Below are 20,683 nucleotides of genomic sequence, written 5' to 3'. Positions count from 1 at the left end.
CTCCATGCCTTGATTCTCTGCCTGAGCTCTCTATACACATCTTCTTCTGCATGTCGGCGTGCTAACCCTTGAGCGCGTTCTGCATTCCCACACATACTCCATCACTTCTGTATTATCCACCCCAAAATGACTCTTCGCTAGTTTCAGCCCCGCCTTGAGCAACATATACAAAAACGCCCTAAAACGCGCACTCTTGCTATGAAATTCTTGCAAAAAGGACTCTATCATCAAGGCGGTGAGATGATTAAGGGGGACATCCCCAAGCCGTGCCACAATCTGGGCGCAATAGTACGCATACGCGCGGAGTGTCTTAGGGCGCACCTGTTGGGATTTAGCAGAGAGAAAAACAGGATAGACCTGTGCCAAAGTAGCAGAACTTTGTTGCTTAATGTGTTTTTAACCCATCAATGTTTTCAAAAGCCAAAGCTAATGGCTAAGGATTATGCTATCATTACCCAAATCTTTCAAAGGTGTTTAATGTCTGTTAGTAAAACGCTAATTTGGTGCACTTTAGCCTGTGTGGGCGCAGAGGCTTTAGAATTTGGTGAAATGGGGAATACCAGTTTTGGCATGGGTGGGGCTGGGGTTGCTTTAGAAAACTCGGCTTGGGGGCTGTATTACAATCCGGCTTTATTAGACATGGATGCGCGCACCAAGCTAGGTTACAGCTTTGGCATGGGAATTAGTGAGAAAAATATTCTGCCATTAGCTTCTACAGCCCTAGAGAATATGAATTTAAGTAACCTCGATATTTCTAGTCTGTTATCTGGCTCTAGTCTGCGGAATTTTATGAGCGGGAAGAGTGTTAGTATTAGTGCCGCTCAAGGTCCAGCCGCACAAACAGCAGTGCAAGCCGCTAATGCCTTACAAAGTTTTTTGTCGTTGAATGGTGTGAATATGAGTTCCCAAAATGGCATTGTGGTGCAGATTCACCCTAAACTTAAAAAAGTCAAAGGTGGGATCGGGACTTTTGGGGTAGGTATTTTTGCTAGCATCTTTGCTGGGGCAAGTGTAGTAACTGACCCGCGCTATAGGCAGCTCATTGTAGGTCCCATAGGTAATGGTATATACGCTGGTGTAAGTGCAAGCCCAAATAGTCTAACCATCTCTCCAAGTAGCCAAAATGCCTTTATCAATAATTCGCTTCTCTCTCCCTATGCGCAAAATGCCGCCCGTGTGCAAGCCCTAGCCATTGGTTCTCTCCCCATTGGCTACGCTAAAGGGTTTGACTTTAACAAAGCGGGCAAACTCTCTGTAGGGGTAACCTTTAGGTATCTATACACTCTGAGTTACGGCTTTGGTGCTTCTGGAAGTGATTTCATAAATAAAACCGAACAATTATTATCAAACTTTTCTTTTAGTCCGCAGGACATGGTGCGCCAAAGCCACTTTGGTCTAGATTTGGGAACAGCTTATCGCATTAAAGGTTTTGCTGTAGGTTTGGTGGGTAAATACCTCAATGCGCCTAAAATCACCTATGCCCACATACCTAGTATGCGTATTGATCCACAAGTGCGTCTAGGTTTAGGGTATCGTTGGAAGTGGCTCAATTTGGCTATGGATTTTGATCTCACCTCTAATAAAATGCTTATGTTGGATAAGCGTAGCCAAATGATTGGGGGCGGAGTGATGTTTAATTGGAAATGGTTCGCGCTGAAATTGGGCGCGATGGGCAATGTTGCAAAAGAAGGGCTACACCAAGGCGTGATTTTGACTGGCGGAATACGCTTGTTCAAAGTACTAGACATTTCTGTGCAGTCTGGCTTGCAAACAGTCGCTCTAGGTGGCAGTGGAGAGGGTGGTTTGTTAGGCAGTCTATCTCATCTTAAAATTCCTAATTACCTAGCCATGCGTATTGGTGGAGGTTGGGAGTGGTGATTGAGGCTTAAAAACTATCTGCATTTGTCTTAAACTATGTAGAGCGCAGAGCTTATGGCGGGTTATTTGGTCTTTGAAAACCCTATGGAGGCTTTTAAGCAAAACTTGCTAGCACGCTTAAAACCACCACCATAGCATTTTGAAGGTTTTTATCGCTTGCGTCTTTATATAGTAAAGGCGTATCCATATCTGTGTGGTGTTAGGGCACGCTTTTTTTAAGAATCCAGCGTATTCCAAGTGTCTTTTTTAGAGCGCGTGAAGCATATCAGAAGACGCACCCCAAGCTAGGTAAGAGAGAATAAGCATGCGCGTGCCATCAACCACACTTAAACAAAGTGGTGCATTTGCTCAGAGCGGACATGCAATAGCATAAGGGACGCAGGTGTGGTATTACTAGAAACACTTGTTGGTGGCTAGACACGCGTTGATGTTGCATTCTAGAAGGTGAAGCACCCAAATGCTAAAGACATTTGGGCTTCCTAGGCTGATGTTGCCCGTAGGGAGAGTTTGGTTCTCACTCTAGTCCCTATAGTAGGGATTTTACAGAGTTTGAGCTCCAACGCATTCCCTACAGGTCTCACACATCATATCTCCAAAGGCGTAACTTTCGACACTCCCTGCCGTAGATACGAATGTATGAGAGCATTATACCACGAATTAGTGGCATTCATCCCACCCGCTAAAGACGAGTGGGATTTCTGCCGAGGAGGCTTAAAACAAATCTCTTTAATCCAGATCATCGTATTGTTGTATATAAAAATATTATTATTTCGTGTTCTTGTGTGGTTTTATGAAGGTTTTATAAAGAGAGCCCATAATCATCACGGTTACCAATGAAAAGGGAAGCGGTAAAAAGCACTTTATGCATTAACTTGGCGTTGCAGTTTCTAAAAGAGCGAAAAGATGTCGTGGTGCTAGACACTGACTCTCAACAGAGTGCAGAAGTCTTTGTCAATATTAGGGCTATAGGGGATAGAGATGGGCAAAGACGCTTGTCAAGCAACACAGAATGATTAAGATTACCTTAATAAGTATATTTTTAGCCACACCTGTCATTTTCTCTCCTTTCTAACAGGGCTTAGTTCTTGTGCTTTAGCTCCTTTAGGGCTTGACAAGAACTACTTACGCCCATATCACAAGCCTTTTTGTAATATTGGCGTGCTTTTTCTTTGTCGGGCTTGACACCTTTGCCATGTGCATATGTAATCGCCAAATTATAGTAACCCAAAGAATTTCCCATGTCTGCTGCCTTTTGGAAGTATTCTTTGGCTTTGGCATCATCTTTGGAGATGCCTTCATATAAAACAGAACCATAGCTATACATCACTCCCGCATTGACATAGCCTGCTGCATACCCCATATCTCCTGCCTTTTTGTAATATTGCAGGGCTTTTTTATTATCGGGTTTCACATTGCATCCAAATCTATCGCAATCACCGCCCACCTCATACAAATAGCCTAGGCGAGAATAAGCCTCTGCATCCCCCAAATCCCTCGCCTTTTTGTAATAGAACAACGCCTGCGCATAATCACTAAAACCACTATCATAGTCGCTATACAGATCCCCCAAACCAATATAACCCTTAACGCTCCCTAGATCCGCTGCTTTTTGGAAGTATTTTAAAGCCTTGTCATAATTTTTGCGATCGTAAGCCTTATGAGCCACAGAGAGGTATTGTTTAATTTGTTGGGCTTTGGTTTGGGCAAAGACGCTTGCCAAACAACACAGAATGATGCAGGCTACCTTGAATAGGTGTTTAACATTTTTCATAAAAACCTCACAATTTTAGGGCTTTCTAGCCAAGAGCAAGCCAAAATTCACCCACTTAAAGAGCACCTCTACATTTTTAAAACCCGCCTGCTCCAAAAGGGCGGTGTTTTCTTGCAAGCTGTAGGGCACGAGCACATTTTCTAAGGCTTCGCGTTTAAAGCTGATCTCATTGAGGGTATAGCCCTGTTGTTGTTTGTAAAAATAATACAATTCGATCATCTGCTTGTCTAAAATGCGATCTAAGCTCATCATTTTTTCTGCCACCACCACCACGCCCCCGGGCTTTAGGGCATCAAAAATGCGTTGTATCAAGGCTTGGCGTTGCAAGGGTCTAATGAATTGCAAGGTGTAAAGCAAGACCACAGCCCCCGCATTGTCTAAAGAAGTGTGTAAGAGGTCTTCACAACGCCAAGCTATATTAGAGGCTTGTAGTTTTTCTTGCGCTTTTGCTAGCATGCTAGGGGAGTTATCCACCCCCACTAAAGGCACATTATTAGGGAGCAAGGGGGCGAGGGTGGCTAAAAAATTGCCCGTAGAACAACCCAAATCATAAACCACGCCCTCCAAATCTTGGGCGACAAAATGGCTGGCTAGCTTTAGGGTTTCGTGGTAGTGGGGGATGCTTCTTGTGAGCATGTCATCAAACATGCCCGCCACTTGGCTATCAAACTCAAAGCGTTTAGGTAGGGGGGTGTTAAAGAGGGTGTCCTTCACAACTGCGCTAGCCCAAAGACAGGTGAGCTAGGGTCTGCATAGGCTTTTTTAGGGATGCGCCCGGCTAAATAACTTTTGCGCCCGGCTAAAACGGCGTGTTTCATGCTTTCAGCCATCAATACGGGGTCTTTGGCTAGAGCAATGGCAGAGTTGGTGAGCACCCCATCTGCGCCTAGCTCCATCGCAATGCTCGCATCCGAGGCACAGCCCACACCTGCATCCACAATTACGGGCACTTTTACAGCTTCTTTAATAAAGCCAATGTTATAGCGATTTTGTATACCTAACCCGCTACCAATGGGGGAGGCTAAAGGCATGACCGCACTCGCCCCCGCCTCTTCAAGCTTTTTAGCCATGATGGGATCGTCATTGGTGTAGGCTAGCACACAAAAGCCTTCCTTGGCGAGGATTTGACACGCTTCTAGGGTTTCTAGGGTGTCGGGATAAAGTGTGCGTTGATCGCCAATGATCTCTAGCTTGATAAAATCAATCCCCGTGGCTTCTTTAACGAGTCTAAAAAGCGCAATGGCTTCCTTAGCAGTGGTACAACCCGCGGAGTTGGGCAAAAAGCTAATGCCCGTGTCCTTAAAAGTGTCTAGTAGATTTTCGCTATTAGAATCGGTGATATTGACCCGGCGCACTGCCACGGTGATCATTTCTGCCCCGCTAGCAAGAGTCGCCTGCTTGGTGGTGGCAAAGTCTTTATACTTGCCACTGCCCACAATCAAGCGGGAGACAAAACTCTTAGAGCCAATGATGAGGGGGTCGTGCATTAGGCTTTCTTATGCACAATTTGGTTGATGTAGTAATCTACAGAGCCCAAGCCCTCTTTTTTCGCCCACTCATAGCATTGGGAGACAAACGCCCAGTTGATATGGGGGTAGAATTTCTCCAAATACACGGGGCGGGCGTTTTTGTGATCGATGTAGTAGGCGTGCTCCCACACATCCACGGTCAAAATGGGGATTTTGTGGTCGGTTACCGGGGTTTGGGCGTTGCTGGTTTGCACAATCTCAATTTTTTGGGTTTTGGGATCATAGACTGCCCAATTCCAGCCAGAACCAAATAGGGTGGTCGCGCTTTTGAGAAAAGCCTCTTTGAAGGCATCCAAAGAGCCATAGTCATGCTCTAGCGCGCTTTTGAGCTCCGCGCTCATTTGCGTGGCTTGAGGGCTTAGGCAATCCCAATAAAAGTCGTGGTTATAAATTTGGGCAGCATTGTTAAACACCCCTCCGCTGGATTTGGTCAAAATGCCAAACAGACAGCTACTTTCAAACTCTGTGCCTTTGATGAGGTTGTTGAGGTTATTGACATAGGCTTGGTGGTGTTTGCCATGGTGGAAGTCAAAGGCAGTAGGGCTTAAAAAATCCCCCATGCTATCTTTGCTATAGGGCAACTGGCGTAAAGTGAACATCACATCTCCTTGAAATTAGATTGAGCGCGCATTATAACACTAGATTCTCAACAAGGGACTAATATCGCGTCTAAAAGACGCGCGCTTTGCTCGGGAAACTCTAAGATCGGGGTTTTTAGGGTGGCGTTAAGGTGATCGATGTAGGGTTTGCAAATTTGGGAGTAGGCGCGTTTGTCGCGCACATTCACCAAGAAGTGGTGGGGGATCTTGTGCGCATTGAGATACTCTTGATTGAGCAGTAAATCATTGAGCATCCCTAAGTGATCAGCACTCACCAGTAAAAATTTGGCTTTGAGAAACAAGCCCAGATCGACAATCTTGTTTTTAGCGTCCAAAGGGGCCAGCAACCCACCCACCCCTTCTACCATGAGTAAATCGCACCGCTCTTGCAGGGCATCTAGCTTTTTTTTAATCTCTTTAAAATCTATCACAATATGGGGTTCAAAGCGCGTGGCTACAAAAGGGCTTGCCCCCAAGACAAAGCGGTAAAAACTGATGTCTTCCAACTTCAAATTGGATTCTACGCTCAAATTTTCCTCTAAAAACAATTGTGCATCGCTAGATTCTTGCGCGTTAATGCCCGTTTCAATGGGCTTGGCTAATAGTGTTTTGATCCCGCGCGCTTTGCATAGCCTAGCGATTTCTAAGGAAAGAGTAGTTTTGCCCACACCCGTATTGGTCGCGCTTACAAAAATGGGGGTATACATCCAAAGTCCTTTGCCTATTTTAGGCAATAGCTTAAGCTTATTTCTCTTATAATGGCTTTAACAATCTAGTATACGCATAAAGGTAGCGCATGTTGAGGGTGCTTTTTGGAATTAGCGACACACAGGAGTGTAGGAGTGGGCTGGATGCGACTCTTAAACTCTTCACTAAGCTTAAAGAGGTGCATTTTACTTTAGTGCATGTGAGTCCAGAGGTGCTGATCTATCCAGAGAGTGGGATTATGAATTACAGCCAAGCCGAAGTGATCGCGCACGAACAATCCAACCAACTCTTAGAAGAATTCACCCAGCTATTCACCCAAGAGGGGATCGCCTGCGAGGGCTTACTCAAGGTGGGTAATCCGGTGGATGTGATCTTAGAAATGGCACCCGGTTTTGATCTCTTGGTGATTGGGGCGAGCGAGTCCTCAGCTTTTTATAAAATCTTTGGATCGCACCAAAATAGTTTTATTGACAATTCCCCCATCCCCGTGTTGGTCGCCAAATGAATTTGCCAAAAAGGTAACTAATGCCCTCTATCACCATCCGCTTGCATCGTATCCTCAACGCCTCTGTCGCGCTCGCCTCTAAATTATCCCACCGCTTCACCACCGTAGAGCATGTTTTTCTAGTGATGCTCAACGACAAGGAAGTCCAAAGTTTCTTGCGCCAATTGGATGTGGATATTCTGGACGCTAGACAGATCATCCAAAGTTATCTAGTAGAGAGCGTGCCCATTTTTGCCAGCACCGAAGAGCACAAACGCCCCAAACATGATCAAGAGTTGTTAGACTTGTTCCAAGCCCTAGAAGATTATGTCAAAGACACGCACCACCGCGTCATTGATGTCCAAGATTTTCTCTTTATCATGCTACAAGAGAACAAGAGTTACAGCGCGCGGGTTTTGCACTCTTTCCATGTAGATAGCCTCAAAATCCTAGAACACCCCCCCCTCTCTTTTTCCAAAGAAAAAGTTTCAGCCCTGCAGAAATTCGCCAAGAATCTCAACGAATTAGCCAAACAGAATGCCATTGATCCGGTTTCGCACCGCGATGAAGAGTTAAAAAAGGTGATAGAAGTGTTGGGGCGGCGCAAGAAGAATAACCCTCTATTAGTGGGCGAGCCGGGAGTGGGTAAAACGGCGATCGCTGAGGGGTTAGCCCTAAAGATCGTGCGTCAAGAGGTTCCGGCGTTTTTACTCCAGCGCACGATTTACGCCCTAGACTTAAGCGCGATGGTGGCTGGGAGCAAATACCGGGGTGAGTTTGAAAAACGCCTGAAGAAAACCCTCAAGGAGTTGCAAAAGGACAAGGGGAGCATTCTTTTCATTGATGAAATCCACACGGTGCTAGGGGCAGGAGCTTCTAGCACGGGCGCGCTCGATGGTGCCAATATCTTAAAACCCATGCTCGCTGATGGATCTTTGAGTTGCATTGGGGCGACCACTTTTGAGGAGTTTCGATTGGTGCTAGAGAAAGACAAGGCGTTTTGCCGGCGTTTTAGCAAGATCGACATTTTAGAGCCCTCCAAGCAGGATTGCTACGCCATTTTAGACGATCTATCCGGACACTATGAACGCCACCACCATGTTAAATACAGCAAGGAAGCCCTCAAGGCATGCGTGGATCTCTCGATTCACTACCTCCATGAGAATTTTCTTCCCGATAAGGCGATCGATCTGATGGATTTAGCTGGATCGTTTAAAAAAATCTACTCCCCCCCCAAAGCCACCCCTCCTCTCATCTCTACCCACGACATTGAAAATGTGCTTTCTTCTAAAATTGACATTCCCAAGTCCCATATTAGTCTAGAGAAACAAAACCGCCTCAAGGGCTTAGAAGCCCAGCTTAAAAAAGAAGTGGTTGCTCAAGATGGTGCGATTCAACGCTTGGTAGAGGCGATCAAAATCCATGCCTCTGGACTTGTGGGCGCACAAAAGCCTATTGCCAGCTTTTTATTTGTGGGACCTAGTGGGGTGGGCAAGACAGAGTTAGCCAAAGCTCTAGCCAAGCACCTACACTTGCATTTAGAACGCTTTGACATGAGCGAATACAAAGAACCCCATAGCATTTCTAAACTCATTGGCGCGCCCTCTGGTTATATCGGTTTTGAGCAGGGCGGGCTGTTGGTGAACGCCATGCGCAAACACCCTCATTGTGTGCTTTTGCTCGATGAGATTGAAAAAGCCCACCCCGATGTTTACGATCTCTTATTGCAAATCATGGATAACGCTACACTCACGGACAACAATGGCAGAAAAGGCGACTTCAAGCATGCCATTTTGATTCTGACTTCTAATGCCGGGAGTGGGGCGTTGGGGCAAGTGGGCTTTTTGGATCACCACGCGCATAAATACCACCAAGCCCTCAAAGACTTACTGAGCACCGAATTGCGATCTAGATTAGACGCGGTTTTGACTTTCAACCCCTTGAGCTTGGAGCATTTAGAGCGCATCGCGCATAAGGAGTGCCAAAAACTTGAAGAACTCTTAGCTCCCAAAAATATTAGCCTGAGCTTAGATAAGAATGTGGGCGCGCACTTAGCCAGCCTTTGTTTCAAAGACCCCCTAGGGGCGCGCGTGATGGCTAAGTTGGTGCATGATCACATCAAGGTTAAACTCAGTGATGCGATTCTGTTTGGGGGGCTTAAAGAGGGGGGGAGTGTGCGCGTGGGGCTTAAAGATCAAGAAATCAAGGTGGTGTGTAAGCAAAAGGCGCGCCCCAAGTCCAAGAAGATGAGAAACCCTTAAGGATAGCCATGCCTGCTATACCCGTGCTTTATTCTAAGATTCACCGCGCGGTGGTTACGGATGCCAATTTGCATTATCAGGGTTCAATCACCATTGGCAAGACCCTAATGCAAGCGGCTAAATTACACCCGTGGATGCAAGTAGATGTGGTGAATATCCACAATGGAGCGCGCTTTAGCACCTATGCGATTGCCGGGGAGGATGAGCATGAAATCTGTGTCAATGGCGCAGCAAGCCGTTTGGTGCAAGTGGGGGATTTGTTGATTATCTTGGCTTACATGCACCTAGAACTAGCGCACATCCCCACCCACCAGCCTCATATTCTTTTGCTAGGGGATCATAACGCGATCTTAGAACAAGGAAATCCATGCTAGATTTGGGACAATTAGGCGGGTTATTATCCCAGCTCCAAGAGCAATTCAAGGACATAGAAGCCAAGCAAAAAGCCACTAAGTTTAGCGCTAAAAGTGGGGGGGGGCTGGTGCAAGTGTCCATCAATGGTGCGGGGGAACTCTTGGATATACAAATCGATGATAGCTTGCTAGAAGACAAAGAAGCCCTGCAAATTTACTTGATGAGCGCGCTCAATGAAGCCTACAAAAGCGTAGAAGAAGGGCGCAAGAACTCCGCTTTTGGCATGTTGGGCGGTTTGAATCCCTTTGGTAAATAGGGCTTGTGTTGGTTTGGATCGGGCTGTTGCTAGCATTAGCTACCCCCCTTATAGCCTATGATTTTTCCCAATGTGCCCAATACCACCGCTTAGCTAGTCATGAGCATGGCGTGTCGCTATTTTGGGATCACAAACAAGTTAGCTTTTTGCACTCTAGAATCCCCCCTAAGGGGGTGAAAATTCTCAAAGCCGATCCCTTCATCGGGTTTTATCTTATCCAAGCCCCCAAAACCCGTTTTGCTTACCACCTGCTAGATATTGATGCGCAAGCCACCAAACGCCCCCTAGCCAGTGTCAGCGCGCAAGCTAGAGCAGGTTCTATTTTGCATCGCCAAACGGGGTTTTTACACTTTGCGCGCTTTTCTAAACCCATGCCCATTAATGCGGTGGTGAGCAATATCTGTTATCAAATCTATGGGGTGGGAGTGGGTGGGCATGATTTCATAGAAAGCAGGTATCTCAAACGCTTCTTAAAACAAAAAAGCCCTTATTATGGCGACATTGGGGTGCGCGTGCGCGCAGGGGCGGTCGTGCAGAGTGTGGACCCCTTTTTTAAGCACAACCCTTTTTTAGAGCGCGATGTGATCACCCGTATCAATAACCAACCTATCCGCAATGCCCAAGATTTTGAGTGGGTGGTGAGCAATTTAGCCTACCAAAGCCGCGCGCGCATCACCATCAAGAGGGGCAATGCTTTGAAAACCTTTGTGGTGCGCGTGGATAAAAGGCATGGGGGATTTTTATTGCCAGACACTTTTTTAGAACGCTTTGGGATTACTCTTAACCACAAACTCATCATCACCAAAGCCACCCACCTAGCTCCCCCCTTAAACCAGCTCCAAGTGGGGGATCAATTAGTGTGGATCAACAAGCGCCCCATTGTCAAACCCGGGCAATCCCCACGCGTGGCTTTACAAAGGGCGTTGAGCGAGGCGTTTATGCAGGGGCGTATTGAAATGCTGATTCTAAGAAACGGGTTTGAATTCTATGTGCGCCTCTAAACTAGATTTTTACACAAATGTCTGTGAAGACTTCAACGCTTATATTCCCCAAGCCAAGCCAAAGATAGAAACTTTTCACCCTTTTTTTGAAGATGCCTTTTGGGAGATGCTCTTAAATGGGGGCAAACGCTTTAGACCTAAGCTCTTTTTGGCGGTGCTGTGCGCCTTTGAAAAGAATGTAGAAGTGGTGCGCGCAAGTTTTCCTGTCGCTCTAGCCTTAGAGGTCTTGCACACCTATTCGCTCATCCATGACGATTTGCCCTGCATGGATAATGCCGATGAGCGCCGCCACCACCCCACCTTGCATAAAACCTATGATGTAACTACCGCCACTCTGGTGGGCGATGGACTCAACACTTACGCCTTTTATTGCATTGCCCAAGCCCCCCTAGAGAGCGCTTTAAAAGTGCAACTCATCGCGTTATTAGCCCAATGTGGGGGCATAGAGGGCATGCTCTTAGGGCAGGCACTAGATTGTTATTTTGAAGGTCAAGCCCTAAAAAGAGCGCAATTAGAGGAATTGCACACCTTAAAGACGGCAAAACTCATCGCCGCTAGCCTAAAAATGGGTGCTCTCATCGCCCAGGTCTATGGGCACACACCTGAAGGGCTACCGGACACGCTTTTTAGTTGGGGGCTCAAACTGGGGCTATTTTTCCAAGTGCGCGATGACATCATCGATCGCACCCAAAGCCCTCAAGAATCGGGCAAAAGCACCCAACTAGACACCCTAAAAAATAACTATGTCAATCTCTTAGGTCTCTCCCAAGCCCAAGCCTATTTACAAGAGCTTAAAGCGTATTTGTTAAAAACGCTCGCGGCATTCCCTCCGACTCTAGGGCTTTATCTGCAGACTTTGCTAAAGGAACTTGCATGAAACCGCATATCTTGCTCACCAATGACGATGGTTATGAAGCCAGAGGGTTATTAGCACTAAGAGATACGCTAAAGAGTGTCGCCGATGTGATGGTGGTTGCGCCCAAGAACGAACGATCAGCCTGCGGGCATGGAATCACCATTAGGGTGCCCCTACGCCTAGAGGAGATTGAGGCGGGGTATTTCCGTGTGGACGATGGCACACCTAGCGACTGCGTGTCTTTAGCTATCTCGATAAGCCAAAGACCTTTTGATTTGATGATCTCTGGGATTAACCATGGCTCTAATATGGGTGAAGATGTGCTTTATTCAGGCACGGTGGCTGGAGCCATTGAGGGCACTTTACAAAAAATCCCCTCCATTGCGATCTCACAAAGTATCCAAGATCGCGCCAAATTTGCCCAACACGATTTTAGCCTAGCCACCCAAATCGCCTTGCGTCTTGTGCAACAATGCCTCAAACATGGCTTCCCTTTTACCCCCAGTGCGCGCAAGTTTTTAAATGTCAATATCCCCCAACGCGCCCCCAAAGGCATTAAGATCACCCAACAAGGGGTGCGTCTTTATGCTAACAATATCCATTTGAAAACCGATCCCAAGGGCAAGCAATATTGCTGGCTAGGACTCAACCCGCTAAAGTGGGAGGAGCGTCCCGGGGGGTTGAATGATTTTGAAGCCATCGCGCATGGCTATGTGTCTATCACACCCATCACTCTCAACATGACCAGTTACACAGATTTGCAAATTCTGCAAGAGTGGGTCTAAATGCCTCAACTTTGTAGTAAAATGCGGAGATGGAAAGGAACGCGAGAATGCGCCGTGCTATTTTGGGCTTGTTAGTGCCATTGGTGTTTGTGCTGGGTGGTTGCCATCGCTTGAACATGGGATATTTCTCTGAGGTGCGCGGGGATTATGCCTTCAACTACAACGCACCCATTGTGGTGGTGCATGACAAAGAGGACATGGTGAGCTCTTATTATCTACAATTCATCATCTACCAATTGCAACAGCTAGGCTTTTACAATGTCTTTAAGCCCCAAGATTACCCCATCTCTCAAGCCAAGAACACCATTTATGTCCAGGTTGTGCGCAATATCATGGCTCAGCCGGTTTATACTTATGACTACACCTTGATCGAGCGCACCAAAAGGCATCGTTGCTATTGGCATGAGGGGCAGTTTTACTGCGCCAAAGTGCCCACGAATTATTATGCCATTAGCGGGTTTTCTGCCTCTAGCCAAATGTTAGCCGGTTCACACTTTATCATGGACTGGTGGGACAATGTGCGTAATAAACGCGTGCTTTACATTGATGGGAGTGTGAGTGGCAAGACTTGTGGGTATAATAGACTCTATGAAGATCTAATTGGGGACACCATTAAACGCATTGATTTCACTAGGTCTGAACACTACCGTTATTACCAACGACTCCCCGTTTACATGCCATGTTACAAGCGTTAGATCATGCAAATTAGAAGAACTTTCCACTTTTGCGCTAGCCATGTTGTGCGCAACTGCACCTCTAAACGGTGCGCTACCAGTATCCATGGGCATAATTACACCCTAGAGGTGTTTGTAGAGGCACATAAATTAGATCGAGCCGGGATGCTCTTGGATTTTGGGCTGTTTAAAAATGAGATCGCCAGCTTTATTGACGCTTTTGATCATGCGCACCACTTTTGGGATCGCGAAGAGGCGCATTTTCAGGAGTGTATCACTAGCACTTGTGCGCGCTATGTCAAGTTGGGCTTTAACCCTAGTGCAGAGGGGTATGCGCTGATGTTCCATCTCTTCTTAGACGCGATTATGGGCGCTACACAGTTTCACAATGGTGAAGCCCCCTTGAGTGTGTGTTCTGTGCGTGTGCATGAAACTGATTATGGCTACGCGCAAAGTTTTAAAGAGGATTTGCAAAATCCGGATTTGATGGAGCATATCTCTTTACACAGTGTGGATTTTTCCCCGGGCATTCTAGAAGAGATGCGCGATCCCGCCCTTGTAGATAAACTCAGGGCTTATTACGCCATGTTAGCCTGCGCGCTTTTGCCCCCCAAAAAGCCCTTTATAAGCCCCTTACCCCTGATACGCGTATGAAACTGCCCTTAGTAGAGGCTTTTTATAGCCTACAAGGGGAGGGGGCGCATGTGGGCACGCCTAGCATTTTTGTGCGCTTGGGGGGGTGTAATCTACGCTGTCGGGGTTTTGGGGTGGTAAGTTTCAAGCAGGGGCGCAAGATTGTAGGCTGTGATAGCGCGTATGCTGTGCACCCTATGTATGCTAGGCAGTGGCGCGCTTTGCAAACCTCCCAAGCGTTATTAGACACCATCGATGCCCTAACACCTCCCACCCCCAACCTCCCCCATATTGTGCTCACCGGGGGCGAGCCTACCTTGCATTTTAATAACCCCTTGCTCTTGGACGCGCTAGAAAAACTCTTAGCACGGGGGTATTTTATCAGTGTGGAGAGCAATGGGAGTGTGGATTTTGAGTTTTACCCCTGTTTGCAGGCTTTGCATTTTAGCCTAAGCGTCAAGCTCAGTTTTAGTTTGGAGAGCGCGTCCAAACGACTCAATTACCCAATTTTACGCGCCATTTTAAGCCATGCGCGCGCGGTGTTTAAGTTCGTGGTGCGCCCTGAGGCTTTGGATCAAGACTTGGCTGAGATCGACTCTATTTTAGAAGATCTAGCCTGTGCGCCCCCACCAATCTATCTTATGCCCTTAGGCACGCATGGCATAGAAATGCATGCCAAAGCTCTAGCTCCAGTGTGTTTGCAAAGAGGGTATCGCTTAAGCGATCGTCTGCATATCCGCCTTTGGGGCGATGTGCGGGGGCGTTGATGTTAGAGGCGTTTGCTACCTATATTGAAAACATCGCTAAAGACGATGGGAAGCATAAATTCAGCCTAGATAGTGTGTTAGAAATGGGCGCGGTTTGCCAAGCCTTAAGCCTCTTGCACGAAGCTATCAAAGCCCAACGCCCCATCATCATCGGGGGGGATTACGATTGCGATGGGATGAGCGGGACGGCGTTAGCATGTTTCTTTCTCAAAGAGGTCTTAGCTTACCCCTTTGTCAATTACATTATCCCGCGCCGCAACACCGACAGCTATGGCATGAGTGTAGAACTCTTACAAGCTTATGCCACCAAAGAGCGTCTAGTGCAAGAAACCTACACCCCACAAGGGATTATCCACGCCAAACCCCTAGATTTACACAATGCCCTATTTCTCACCATTGACAATGGCGCAACCATTCCTGATGAGGTGTATGCCTTTCTACGCGCCTGCAACACGCCTTTAATCTTGAGTGATCACCACGAATTTTTAGAGGGGCGTATCCCCGCTTGCGATGCTTTTGTGCACCCCCTTTTAAGCGATAACCACCCTTTTAAGGGCATTAGTGGGGCGTGTGTGGGCTATTTACTCATGTTAGCCTACGCCAAGCACTACCACATCAAAATGCGCCCTCAAGATTGGACTTACATGCAAGTTTTAGCCGGTCTTAGCACCATTGGGGATATGATGGACTTAAGCCAGCCCTATAACCGCCACCTAGTCAAGCGCATGGATCAAACCTTACAAACCTCCATGCCCGCCAATCTAGCCCAAATTTACCAGCTTAAAAACCGCCTTTATCCCCAAACTTACAAACTTGGCATGCTCAGTTGGGACATCATCGCTCCGATCAACGCTGTAGGGCGTATGGACGGCATTGAAGGGTGTGTGCATTGTAGCGTGGTGGTGGATTTGCTCTCTAAACCCACGGCTAATCCCTATTACGCACATCTCTTACTCCAAGCCCACCAACAACGCAAAAACCTGATCGCCCAAGCCAAAGAGAATTTAGAAGTGGTGGTGTGCGGGGTGGTGGTGCATGCAGGTGGGGCGATCGCGCGCGGGCTCATGGGTTTGATTGCTAACCAACTCTTAGAACAACACGCTAGTAGCTTGAGTTTGTGCTGGCGTTACCAACAAGAGAGCATCGAAGCTTCCTTGCGCTCCAAAGAGATCGATCTCATCGCCCTCTTGGGGCATTTACAAAATAATGGGATTGGTGTAGTGGGGGGCGGGCACAAGCGCGCTTGTGGCATGGTGTTTGAAAGCCAGCAGGATTTCCAAAACGCCCTGCTCTATTTAGAAAGACACCATGCTTTTTGAAGTGGATCGCATCGCCACTTTGCACTCCAGTGTGTTTTTAGCCTTACTCAAACAAGGCGAGCCCTATGGAGTGGGCAACCCAACACCCCAATTTGCTGTGTGTGCGCGTTTGAAAAACTATAATTTCATGGGGCGCAATCGAGCGCACGCGCGTTTGGAGTTGGAGGATGGGAGCGGATCGCTTAAAGTCCTGTGGTGGTTTCACAAGCTCCCTGCCTTGCAAGAGGGGGATTTAGTGCGCGTGGTGGGCACTTACGATTATGTGGATCGCGAGTTGCTCTGTATGGATTTTGCGCTCCTGTAACAGGCGCGCATGGGGGGATTAGTTGGACTTGGCGTGCTTGAAGTTTTCCACTAAGTGTTTGAAGGGCTTGAGGTTTTGGGGCATGAGGTCTTGGGAGAGTTTAGCCATGCTTCTAGCATACACCTTAGATAAGACTTGATCGATGTGTTTGTCAAAGTTTTTATCGCGCACGGACACGCTTTGGCTAACGGGCATGAATCCCCCTGAGCTGGTGCGTTGCCTGCGGATCACCGTGTGGGTTTTAACCTTGAAACTAGGAAGCTCTATGCTAGCCATGTGGAAAGCGTTGTTGCTCTTGGGTTCTACCAATTTGAGGCGCAAAAAGCCCGCAGAGATGTCTGTGAAGTCTTCTTCAATGCCCTGGTTGTTTTGGGTGAGTTTCATGTCCGTGTCTTCTAAAATATTGATAAAAGCACTCACATGCACCACGGCAAAGGTTTCATCTTGCTGTTGAGGGCTGAGTTTGACAGAGGTCAGCACAGAAAAACCCCGATTTTTTAGCATTTGGACTAATTGCTCCTGCAGGGATTTTGTGAACTTATCTTGCAGGGCTGTAGACACATTCTTGCTAAAATCCAAGGACAAGGGAGCTAGTGCCAAAGTGTAGTGGTTTTGCGGTTGGGTTTTTTCATGCAATTCGTAGACATACTTTTCCGTGCTTGCATGGTGTTCTGTAGCGTAGGCTAGCCCCGCCATTCCTAAAAAAGCGCATAAAACTACCTTCTTATACATACCAATCCTTTTTTTAAAAAATTTTTGCCATGCTAGCTTAAAATGGTTAATAAGCTTAGCGTTTTTTTAAAAAGCGCATGGCTAATTTTAACATGCGCACCATTAGGTTGAACTTCTTGGCGCTATCCCAAAAAGACGCGCCCCTTCTGCGCCTAGCCATTAGCACGAGTAGGTGGTTTCAAACTCAAAAGGATGAGGCTTGCTCTCCCAAGGAAACACCTCGGATTTGAATTTGAAACTTTGGTAAGCTTGGATAAACTCTTCGGTAAAAACCTCGCCCTTTTTCAAGTAGTCCTTATGGGCTAACATCTCTTCTAAAGCGCTACGCAGGGTGTGGGGCAATTGTTTGATGCCTTGATCCCTAATTTCATCTAAAGTGAGCTTGAAGAGATTTATGTCCATGGGCGCGCCCGGATCGCTCTTAGTGTGAATCCCATCTAAACCGGCCATCAAGATCGCCGCAAAGGCTAAGTAGGGGTTAGAAGAGTTATCTGGAAAACGCAATTCAAAGCGGGTTGCCTTGCCACTCACTCCATAGGGGATACGCACACTCGCGCTGCGATTTTGCGCTGAATAGGTCAGAATAGAGGGAGCTTCATACCCGGGGATCAAGCGTTTATAGGAGTTGCTAGAGGCATTGGTAAAGGCGGCTAGACTTCTGGCGTATTGCAACACCCCGCCCAAAAAGTGCAACGCCATTTGGCTTAAATTCTTATACACATCTCCACAAAAGAGATTCTCTCCCCCTTTCCAAATACTCACATGGGTGTGCATTCCGCTCCCATTGTCTCCATGCAAGGGCTTGGGCATGAAAGTGGCGGTTTTACCATTGAGATGGGCGACCATTTTCACCACATATTTGAGCTTTTGCACATTGTCAGCCGCCTCTACCAAATTGCCAAAACGCACCCCGATCTCCCCTTGTGCTTGGGCTAATTCGTGGTGCACGACATAGGTTTCTAGCCCCACTTGGTTTAACACCTTGACGATCTCCGCGCGTAAGTCCATCATAGTATCTGTAGGAGGAGTGGGCAAATACCCACCCTTGCGCCCGGTGCGATGCCCAAAATTCACCCCCCCCTCAAAACTGCGCGCTCTATTCCACTCCCCCTCTTCGCTATCAATTTCGTAGTATTGGCAATTCACATCCCCTTTCATCTTAATGGAGTCAAAGATAAAAAATTCATTTTCTGCCCCAAAGTAAGCCATATCCCCCAGCCCGCTCTCTTGGAGGTGTTTTAGGGCGCGCTTGGCAATCACCCTAGGGCATTTCTCATACTCTTGTTGCTTGTAAATGTCCCACACATCGCAAAACACCACCGCTGTAATATCCGCACTGAAGGGATCGATGAAGTAGCGCACCAAATCGGGCTGTAAAATCATGTCAGACTTGTCAATGCTCTGCCATGCCTTAAAACAACTCGCATCAAAGGGGATGCCTTGCTGCAATAAATCCTCATCCACACTGCTAAAAGAATACCCGATGTGATTCCAAGTGCCCTTGACATCGGTAAACCTAAAGTCTACAAACTCAACCTCCTTTTCTTTACAAAATTCCAAGAATTTTCGCACATCCGCATCACTATTATGAAGATCCATGCCAAGCCTTTCTTTTATTTTTATTCTAACATAACCAAAGTTAAGGCACAGCTACAAAGGGGGCTTCAGCCAAAGGTGGGCTTATATGCCCCCTATAAGCCCGGTAACAAATACGCACACTCGCTATAAGCACCATGAAAGCCACTAACATGAAAAACACGCACAAAAGCGCGTCTATGGTGTGGTTGGCGATGGTGTGTTTAAGCAGACTAATTTGCTTAGGATCGTTGGTAGTCGCTAATTTTTCAACAAGGGTTTGGATAGTGGCGACATGAGAAACATGGTTTAACACGCTATCACTCCCCCTAGGCAACACCTTTAGCACCCCGCTATAAAGGGTGATCCCCAAAATCAAGGCGGCCGGAATTGCCGTTACTAGCGCGTATTTAAAGCGTTGCATTTTAAAAAGAATAGTGGTGCCTAGCAAAAGAGCCATGCCAGCTAACATTTGGTTACTCACCCCAAAGAGGGGCCAAAGCGTGTAAATACCCCCCTTGGGATCGATAGTGGCTTGGTGCACAAAATGCCCCCAGAGAGCTACACACACCAAAGTCGCAAAAATCCCCGCGCTATAGGACTTGGTGTTGCCTAAGGGCTTGTAGAGATGCCCTAAGATGTCTTGAATCATAAAGCGTGCCGTGCGCGTGCCCGCATCTACAGCTGTGAGGATAAACAAGGCTTCAAAGAGAATAGCAAAGTGGTACCAAAAAGCCATCACACTAGGATCACCCACAAGCTCATAAACCACCATACTAAGCCCAATAGCAAAGGTAGGCGCGCCCCCTGTGCGGCTCAAAATACTCTGTTCACCGATGTTGTGCGCGATCTGGGCGATCTCTTGGGGGGTGATAGAAAAGCCCCAAGAGCTAATCACCTTAGCGGCTTGGGCGATGTCATGACCTATGGTGCTAGCGGGTGCGTTGATTGCAAAATACAACCCGGGGTGCAAAATCGCAGCCATCAATAAAGCCATGATCGCCACAATGGACTCCATAAGCATAGCACCATAGCCTACAAAGCGCGCATGGCTTTCTTTGGCGATCATCTTGGGCGTGGTGCCTGAGGCGATCAAAGAGTGAAAACCACTGATCGTCCCGCAGGCGATTGTGATAAAGAGAAAGGGGAAAAGCGCGCCGGCAAACACGGGTCCGCTCCCATCTACAAAATGCGTGATCTTGGGGATTTGCAGGGGTGGGGCGACGATGATGATCGCCCCAGCTAAGATCAAGATCACCCCGATCTTTAAAAAAGTGCTCAAATAATCCCTAGGGGCAAGCAAGAACCACACGGGTAAAATAGCCGCCACAAAACCATAGGCAATAATGAGCCATGCCAAACTGCCCTCTGTTAGGGTGAAATAAGAAGCCAACACGGGGTCATTGGCTACTATTTTGCCATAGTAGATTGCCAAGAGTAAGAACACAAAGCCCAAGAGTGAACTCTCTAGCACCTTGCCCGGGCGCAAAAAGCGCATGTAAAGCCCCATTAAAATAGCGATGGGAATGGTGCAAGCGATGGTAAAAAGCCCCCAAGGGGAGTGGGCTAAGGCTTTGACAACCACCATCGCCAAGACCGCGATGAGAATAACCATGATCCCCAAAATCCCCAACATGGCAAACCAGCCCACCACCGCTCCCATTTCTTCTTTGATCATTTCGCCCAAAGACTTCCCATCGCGCCGCACAGAACAAAACAACGCCACAAAATCGTGCACACAGCCCCCTAAAACACTCCCAATTAAAATCCACAGCACAGAGGGCAGGTAACCCATTTGCGCGGCTAAAATGGGTCCCACTAAGGGTCCTGCCCCTGCAATGGCTGCAAAGTGATGTCCAAACATCACGACCGGATTAGTGGGGACATAGTCGCGCCCGTCATTGCGCACACAGGCGGGTGTGGCGCGCGTGTCATCTAAGCCTAGCACCTTATAGGCGACAAAATGGCTATAAAAGCGATAGCCTAGAGAGTAAATGCAGATCGCCGCACACACCAGCCACAGCGTGTTAATGCTCTCGCCCCTGTGCAAGGCTAATACCCCCAAACACACCGCCCCCAAAAGAGCCACCAACCCCCACAACAAACGCCCCACAGATTTCCACATCAAAGACTCCTC

The 20,683-nt window shown here is 47.5% G+C and carries 22 protein-coding genes and 2 pseudogenes; 14 read left to right on the top strand and 10 right to left on the bottom strand.

Features of this window, described 5'->3' with window-relative positions; translation table 11 throughout:
- Positions 1-30: 30 nt before the first annotated feature.
- Positions 31-366, bottom strand: coding sequence for a hypothetical protein (locus EAO33_RS04475; protein WP_162982207.1), 336 nt, complete (start codon positions 364-366; stop codon positions 31-33).
- A 111-nt stretch (positions 367-477) separates the two neighbouring features.
- Between EAO33_RS04475 and traF the strand changes: the two genes are divergently transcribed.
- Positions 478-1,878, top strand: coding sequence for a conjugal transfer protein TraF (traF, locus tag EAO33_RS04470; protein WP_120945383.1), 1,401 nt, complete (start codon positions 478-480; stop codon positions 1,876-1,878).
- Between the two features lie 393 nt (positions 1,879-2,271).
- Here the strand turns inward: traF and EAO33_RS09830 are convergent.
- A pseudogene (locus EAO33_RS09830) lies at positions 2,272-2,459 on the bottom strand (hypothetical protein).
- Positions 2,460-2,692: 233 nt separating this feature from the next.
- On the opposite strand from EAO33_RS09830, the pseudogene EAO33_RS04455 reads away from it, so the two are divergent.
- Positions 2,693-2,855 (top strand): annotated as a pseudogene (locus EAO33_RS04455) (AAA family ATPase); the annotation flags it as partial.
- A gap of 101 nt (positions 2,856-2,956) precedes the next feature.
- On the opposite strand, the gene EAO33_RS04450 reads toward EAO33_RS04455, so the two are convergent.
- From EAO33_RS04450 to bioD, 5 genes are read right to left on the bottom strand one after another with little or no spacing between them, the layout of a single operon-like run.
- Positions 2,957-3,649 (bottom strand): tetratricopeptide repeat protein, encoded by a 693-nt coding sequence (locus EAO33_RS04450; RefSeq protein ID WP_120945367.1) that lies wholly within the window; start codon positions 3,647-3,649, stop codon positions 2,957-2,959.
- A gap of 15 nt (positions 3,650-3,664) precedes the next feature.
- Positions 3,665-4,363 carry a carboxy-S-adenosyl-L-methionine synthase CmoA gene (cmoA, locus tag EAO33_RS04445; RefSeq protein ID WP_120945365.1) on the bottom strand — a complete coding sequence of 233 codons (699 nt, stop codon included), beginning with the start codon at positions 4,361-4,363 and terminating at the stop codon, positions 3,665-3,667.
- Positions 4,360-5,136 carry a thiazole synthase gene (locus EAO33_RS04440; RefSeq protein ID WP_120945363.1) on the bottom strand — a complete coding sequence of 259 codons (777 nt, stop codon included), beginning with the start codon at positions 5,134-5,136 and terminating at the stop codon, positions 4,360-4,362. The genes cmoA and EAO33_RS04440 overlap by 4 nt, the downstream gene beginning before the upstream one ends.
- The gene (gene sodB, locus EAO33_RS04435; protein ID WP_120945361.1) at positions 5,136-5,777 is read right to left on the bottom strand and encodes a superoxide dismutase [Fe]; all 642 of its coding nucleotides are present in this window, start codon (positions 5,775-5,777) and stop codon (positions 5,136-5,138) included. The genes EAO33_RS04440 and sodB overlap by 1 nt, the downstream gene beginning before the upstream one ends.
- 47 nt (positions 5,778-5,824) lie before the next feature.
- Positions 5,825-6,484 carry a dethiobiotin synthase gene (gene bioD / locus EAO33_RS04430; RefSeq protein ID WP_120945359.1) on the bottom strand — a complete coding sequence of 220 codons (660 nt, stop codon included), beginning with the start codon at positions 6,482-6,484 and terminating at the stop codon, positions 5,825-5,827.
- 89 nt (positions 6,485-6,573) lie between these two features.
- On the opposite strand from bioD, the gene EAO33_RS04425 reads away from it, so the two are divergent.
- From EAO33_RS04425 to EAO33_RS04370, 12 genes are read left to right on the top strand one after another with little or no spacing between them, the layout of a single operon-like run.
- Positions 6,574-6,990: a universal stress protein gene (locus tag EAO33_RS04425; protein WP_120945357.1), complete on the top strand. Its 417-nt coding sequence runs from the start codon at positions 6,574-6,576 to the stop codon at positions 6,988-6,990.
- A 20-nt stretch (positions 6,991-7,010) separates the two neighbouring features.
- Positions 7,011-9,230, top strand: coding sequence for an AAA family ATPase (locus EAO33_RS04420; RefSeq protein WP_120945355.1), 2,220 nt, complete (start codon positions 7,011-7,013; stop codon positions 9,228-9,230).
- A gap of 8 nt (positions 9,231-9,238) precedes the next feature.
- Positions 9,239-9,604: an aspartate 1-decarboxylase gene (panD, locus tag EAO33_RS04415; RefSeq protein ID WP_120945353.1), complete on the top strand. Its 366-nt coding sequence runs from the start codon at positions 9,239-9,241 to the stop codon at positions 9,602-9,604.
- The gene (locus EAO33_RS04410; RefSeq protein WP_120945351.1) at positions 9,598-9,900 is read left to right on the top strand and encodes a YbaB/EbfC family nucleoid-associated protein; all 303 of its coding nucleotides are present in this window, start codon (positions 9,598-9,600) and stop codon (positions 9,898-9,900) included. The genes panD and EAO33_RS04410 overlap by 7 nt, the downstream gene beginning before the upstream one ends.
- Before the next feature lie 5 nt (positions 9,901-9,905).
- Positions 9,906-10,901, top strand: coding sequence for a DUF7488 domain-containing protein (locus tag EAO33_RS04405; RefSeq protein WP_235853055.1), 996 nt, complete (start codon positions 9,906-9,908; stop codon positions 10,899-10,901).
- Positions 10,888-11,778 carry a polyprenyl synthetase family protein gene (locus tag EAO33_RS04400; RefSeq protein ID WP_120945379.1) on the top strand — a complete coding sequence of 297 codons (891 nt, stop codon included), beginning with the start codon at positions 10,888-10,890 and terminating at the stop codon, positions 11,776-11,778. Before EAO33_RS04405 ends, EAO33_RS04400 begins: the two co-directional genes overlap by 14 nt.
- Positions 11,775-12,542 (top strand): 5'/3'-nucleotidase SurE, encoded by a 768-nt coding sequence (gene surE / locus EAO33_RS04395; RefSeq protein ID WP_120945349.1) that lies wholly within the window; start codon positions 11,775-11,777, stop codon positions 12,540-12,542. The genes EAO33_RS04400 and surE overlap by 4 nt, the downstream gene beginning before the upstream one ends.
- Positions 12,543-12,571: 29 nt before the next feature.
- Entirely contained in the window at positions 12,572-13,237 is a 666-nt protein-coding gene (locus tag EAO33_RS04390; RefSeq protein ID WP_120945347.1) for a hypothetical protein, read from the top strand.
- Between the two features lie 3 nt (positions 13,238-13,240).
- Positions 13,241-13,870 (top strand): 6-pyruvoyl trahydropterin synthase family protein, encoded by a 630-nt coding sequence (locus EAO33_RS04385; protein WP_120945346.1) that lies wholly within the window; start codon positions 13,241-13,243, stop codon positions 13,868-13,870.
- Positions 13,867-14,616, top strand: coding sequence for a 7-carboxy-7-deazaguanine synthase QueE (locus EAO33_RS04380; protein ID WP_120945344.1), 750 nt, complete (start codon positions 13,867-13,869; stop codon positions 14,614-14,616). Before EAO33_RS04385 ends, EAO33_RS04380 begins: the two co-directional genes overlap by 4 nt.
- Positions 14,616-15,935, top strand: a complete 1,320-nt coding sequence (locus EAO33_RS04375) for a DHH family phosphoesterase (protein WP_205589499.1) — start codon at positions 14,616-14,618, stop codon at positions 15,933-15,935. The genes EAO33_RS04380 and EAO33_RS04375 overlap by 1 nt, the downstream gene beginning before the upstream one ends.
- Positions 15,925-16,239, top strand: a complete 315-nt coding sequence (locus EAO33_RS04370; protein ID WP_120945342.1) for a hypothetical protein — start codon at positions 15,925-15,927, stop codon at positions 16,237-16,239. Before EAO33_RS04375 ends, EAO33_RS04370 begins: the two co-directional genes overlap by 11 nt.
- Positions 16,240-16,257: 18 nt before the next feature.
- Here the strand turns inward: EAO33_RS04370 and EAO33_RS04365 are convergent, their stop codons facing one another.
- The 3 genes from EAO33_RS04365 to EAO33_RS04355 form a co-directional block, all read right to left on the bottom strand.
- Complete coding sequence (locus tag EAO33_RS04365) at positions 16,258-16,971, bottom strand: HpaA family protein (RefSeq protein WP_120945340.1); 714 nt, start codon at positions 16,969-16,971, stop codon at positions 16,258-16,260.
- Between the two features lie 159 nt (positions 16,972-17,130).
- Positions 17,131-18,570 carry a type I glutamate--ammonia ligase gene (gene glnA / locus EAO33_RS04360; protein WP_120945338.1) on the bottom strand — a complete coding sequence of 480 codons (1,440 nt, stop codon included), beginning with the start codon at positions 18,568-18,570 and terminating at the stop codon, positions 17,131-17,133.
- A 40-nt stretch (positions 18,571-18,610) separates the two neighbouring features.
- Positions 18,611-20,671, bottom strand: a complete 2,061-nt coding sequence (locus EAO33_RS04355; RefSeq protein WP_120945336.1) for a carbon starvation CstA family protein — start codon at positions 20,669-20,671, stop codon at positions 18,611-18,613.
- Positions 20,672-20,683 lie beyond the last annotated feature (12 nt).

It is taken from the genome of Helicobacter labacensis, assembly GCF_003660285.1.
Taxonomy (GTDB): Bacteria; Campylobacterota; Campylobacteria; order Campylobacterales; family Helicobacteraceae; genus Helicobacter; species Helicobacter labacensis.
Note: the sequence above shows the minus strand (reverse complement) of the source record. Positions and strands in the feature narration are given on the sequence as shown.

What these genes read in the sequence shown, in the direction of transcription:
- EAO33_RS04400 (WP_120945379.1), top strand. Translation starts at nt 10,888, where the DNA reads ATGTGCGCCTCTAAACTAGATTTTTACACAAATGTCTGTGAAGACTTC.
- panD (WP_120945353.1), top strand. Translation starts at nt 9,239, where the DNA reads ATGCCTGCTATACCCGTGCTTTATTCTAAGATTCACCGCGCGGTGGTT.
- EAO33_RS04355 (WP_120945336.1), bottom strand. Translation starts at nt 20,671, where the DNA reads ATGTGGAAATCTGTGGGGCGTTTGTTGTGGGGGTTGGTGGCTCTTTTG.
- EAO33_RS04375 (WP_205589499.1), top strand. Translation starts at nt 14,616, where the DNA reads ATGTTAGAGGCGTTTGCTACCTATATTGAAAACATCGCTAAAGACGAT.
- sodB (WP_120945361.1), bottom strand. Translation starts at nt 5,777, where the DNA reads ATGTTCACTTTACGCCAGTTGCCCTATAGCAAAGATAGCATGGGGGAT.
- EAO33_RS04385 (WP_120945346.1), top strand. Translation starts at nt 13,241, where the DNA reads ATGCAAATTAGAAGAACTTTCCACTTTTGCGCTAGCCATGTTGTGCGC.
- traF (WP_120945383.1), top strand. Translation starts at nt 478, where the DNA reads ATGTCTGTTAGTAAAACGCTAATTTGGTGCACTTTAGCCTGTGTGGGC.
- EAO33_RS04410 (WP_120945351.1), top strand. Translation starts at nt 9,598, where the DNA reads ATGCTAGATTTGGGACAATTAGGCGGGTTATTATCCCAGCTCCAAGAG.
- EAO33_RS04440 (WP_120945363.1), bottom strand. Translation starts at nt 5,136, where the DNA reads ATGCACGACCCCCTCATCATTGGCTCTAAGAGTTTTGTCTCCCGCTTG.
- EAO33_RS04450 (WP_120945367.1), bottom strand. Translation starts at nt 3,649, where the DNA reads ATGAAAAATGTTAAACACCTATTCAAGGTAGCCTGCATCATTCTGTGT.
- EAO33_RS04420 (WP_120945355.1), top strand. Translation starts at nt 7,011, where the DNA reads ATGCCCTCTATCACCATCCGCTTGCATCGTATCCTCAACGCCTCTGTC.
- EAO33_RS04365 (WP_120945340.1), bottom strand. Translation starts at nt 16,971, where the DNA reads ATGTATAAGAAGGTAGTTTTATGCGCTTTTTTAGGAATGGCGGGGCTA.
- glnA (WP_120945338.1), bottom strand. Translation starts at nt 18,570, where the DNA reads ATGGATCTTCATAATAGTGATGCGGATGTGCGAAAATTCTTGGAATTT.
- EAO33_RS04370 (WP_120945342.1), top strand. Translation starts at nt 15,925, where the DNA reads ATGCTTTTTGAAGTGGATCGCATCGCCACTTTGCACTCCAGTGTGTTT.
- EAO33_RS04380 (WP_120945344.1), top strand. Translation starts at nt 13,867, where the DNA reads ATGAAACTGCCCTTAGTAGAGGCTTTTTATAGCCTACAAGGGGAGGGG.
- surE (WP_120945349.1), top strand. Translation starts at nt 11,775, where the DNA reads ATGAAACCGCATATCTTGCTCACCAATGACGATGGTTATGAAGCCAGA.
- EAO33_RS04425 (WP_120945357.1), top strand. Translation starts at nt 6,574, where the DNA reads ATGTTGAGGGTGCTTTTTGGAATTAGCGACACACAGGAGTGTAGGAGT.
- EAO33_RS04390 (WP_120945347.1), top strand. Translation starts at nt 12,572, where the DNA reads ATGGAAAGGAACGCGAGAATGCGCCGTGCTATTTTGGGCTTGTTAGTG.
- bioD (WP_120945359.1), bottom strand. Translation starts at nt 6,484, where the DNA reads ATGTATACCCCCATTTTTGTAAGCGCGACCAATACGGGTGTGGGCAAA.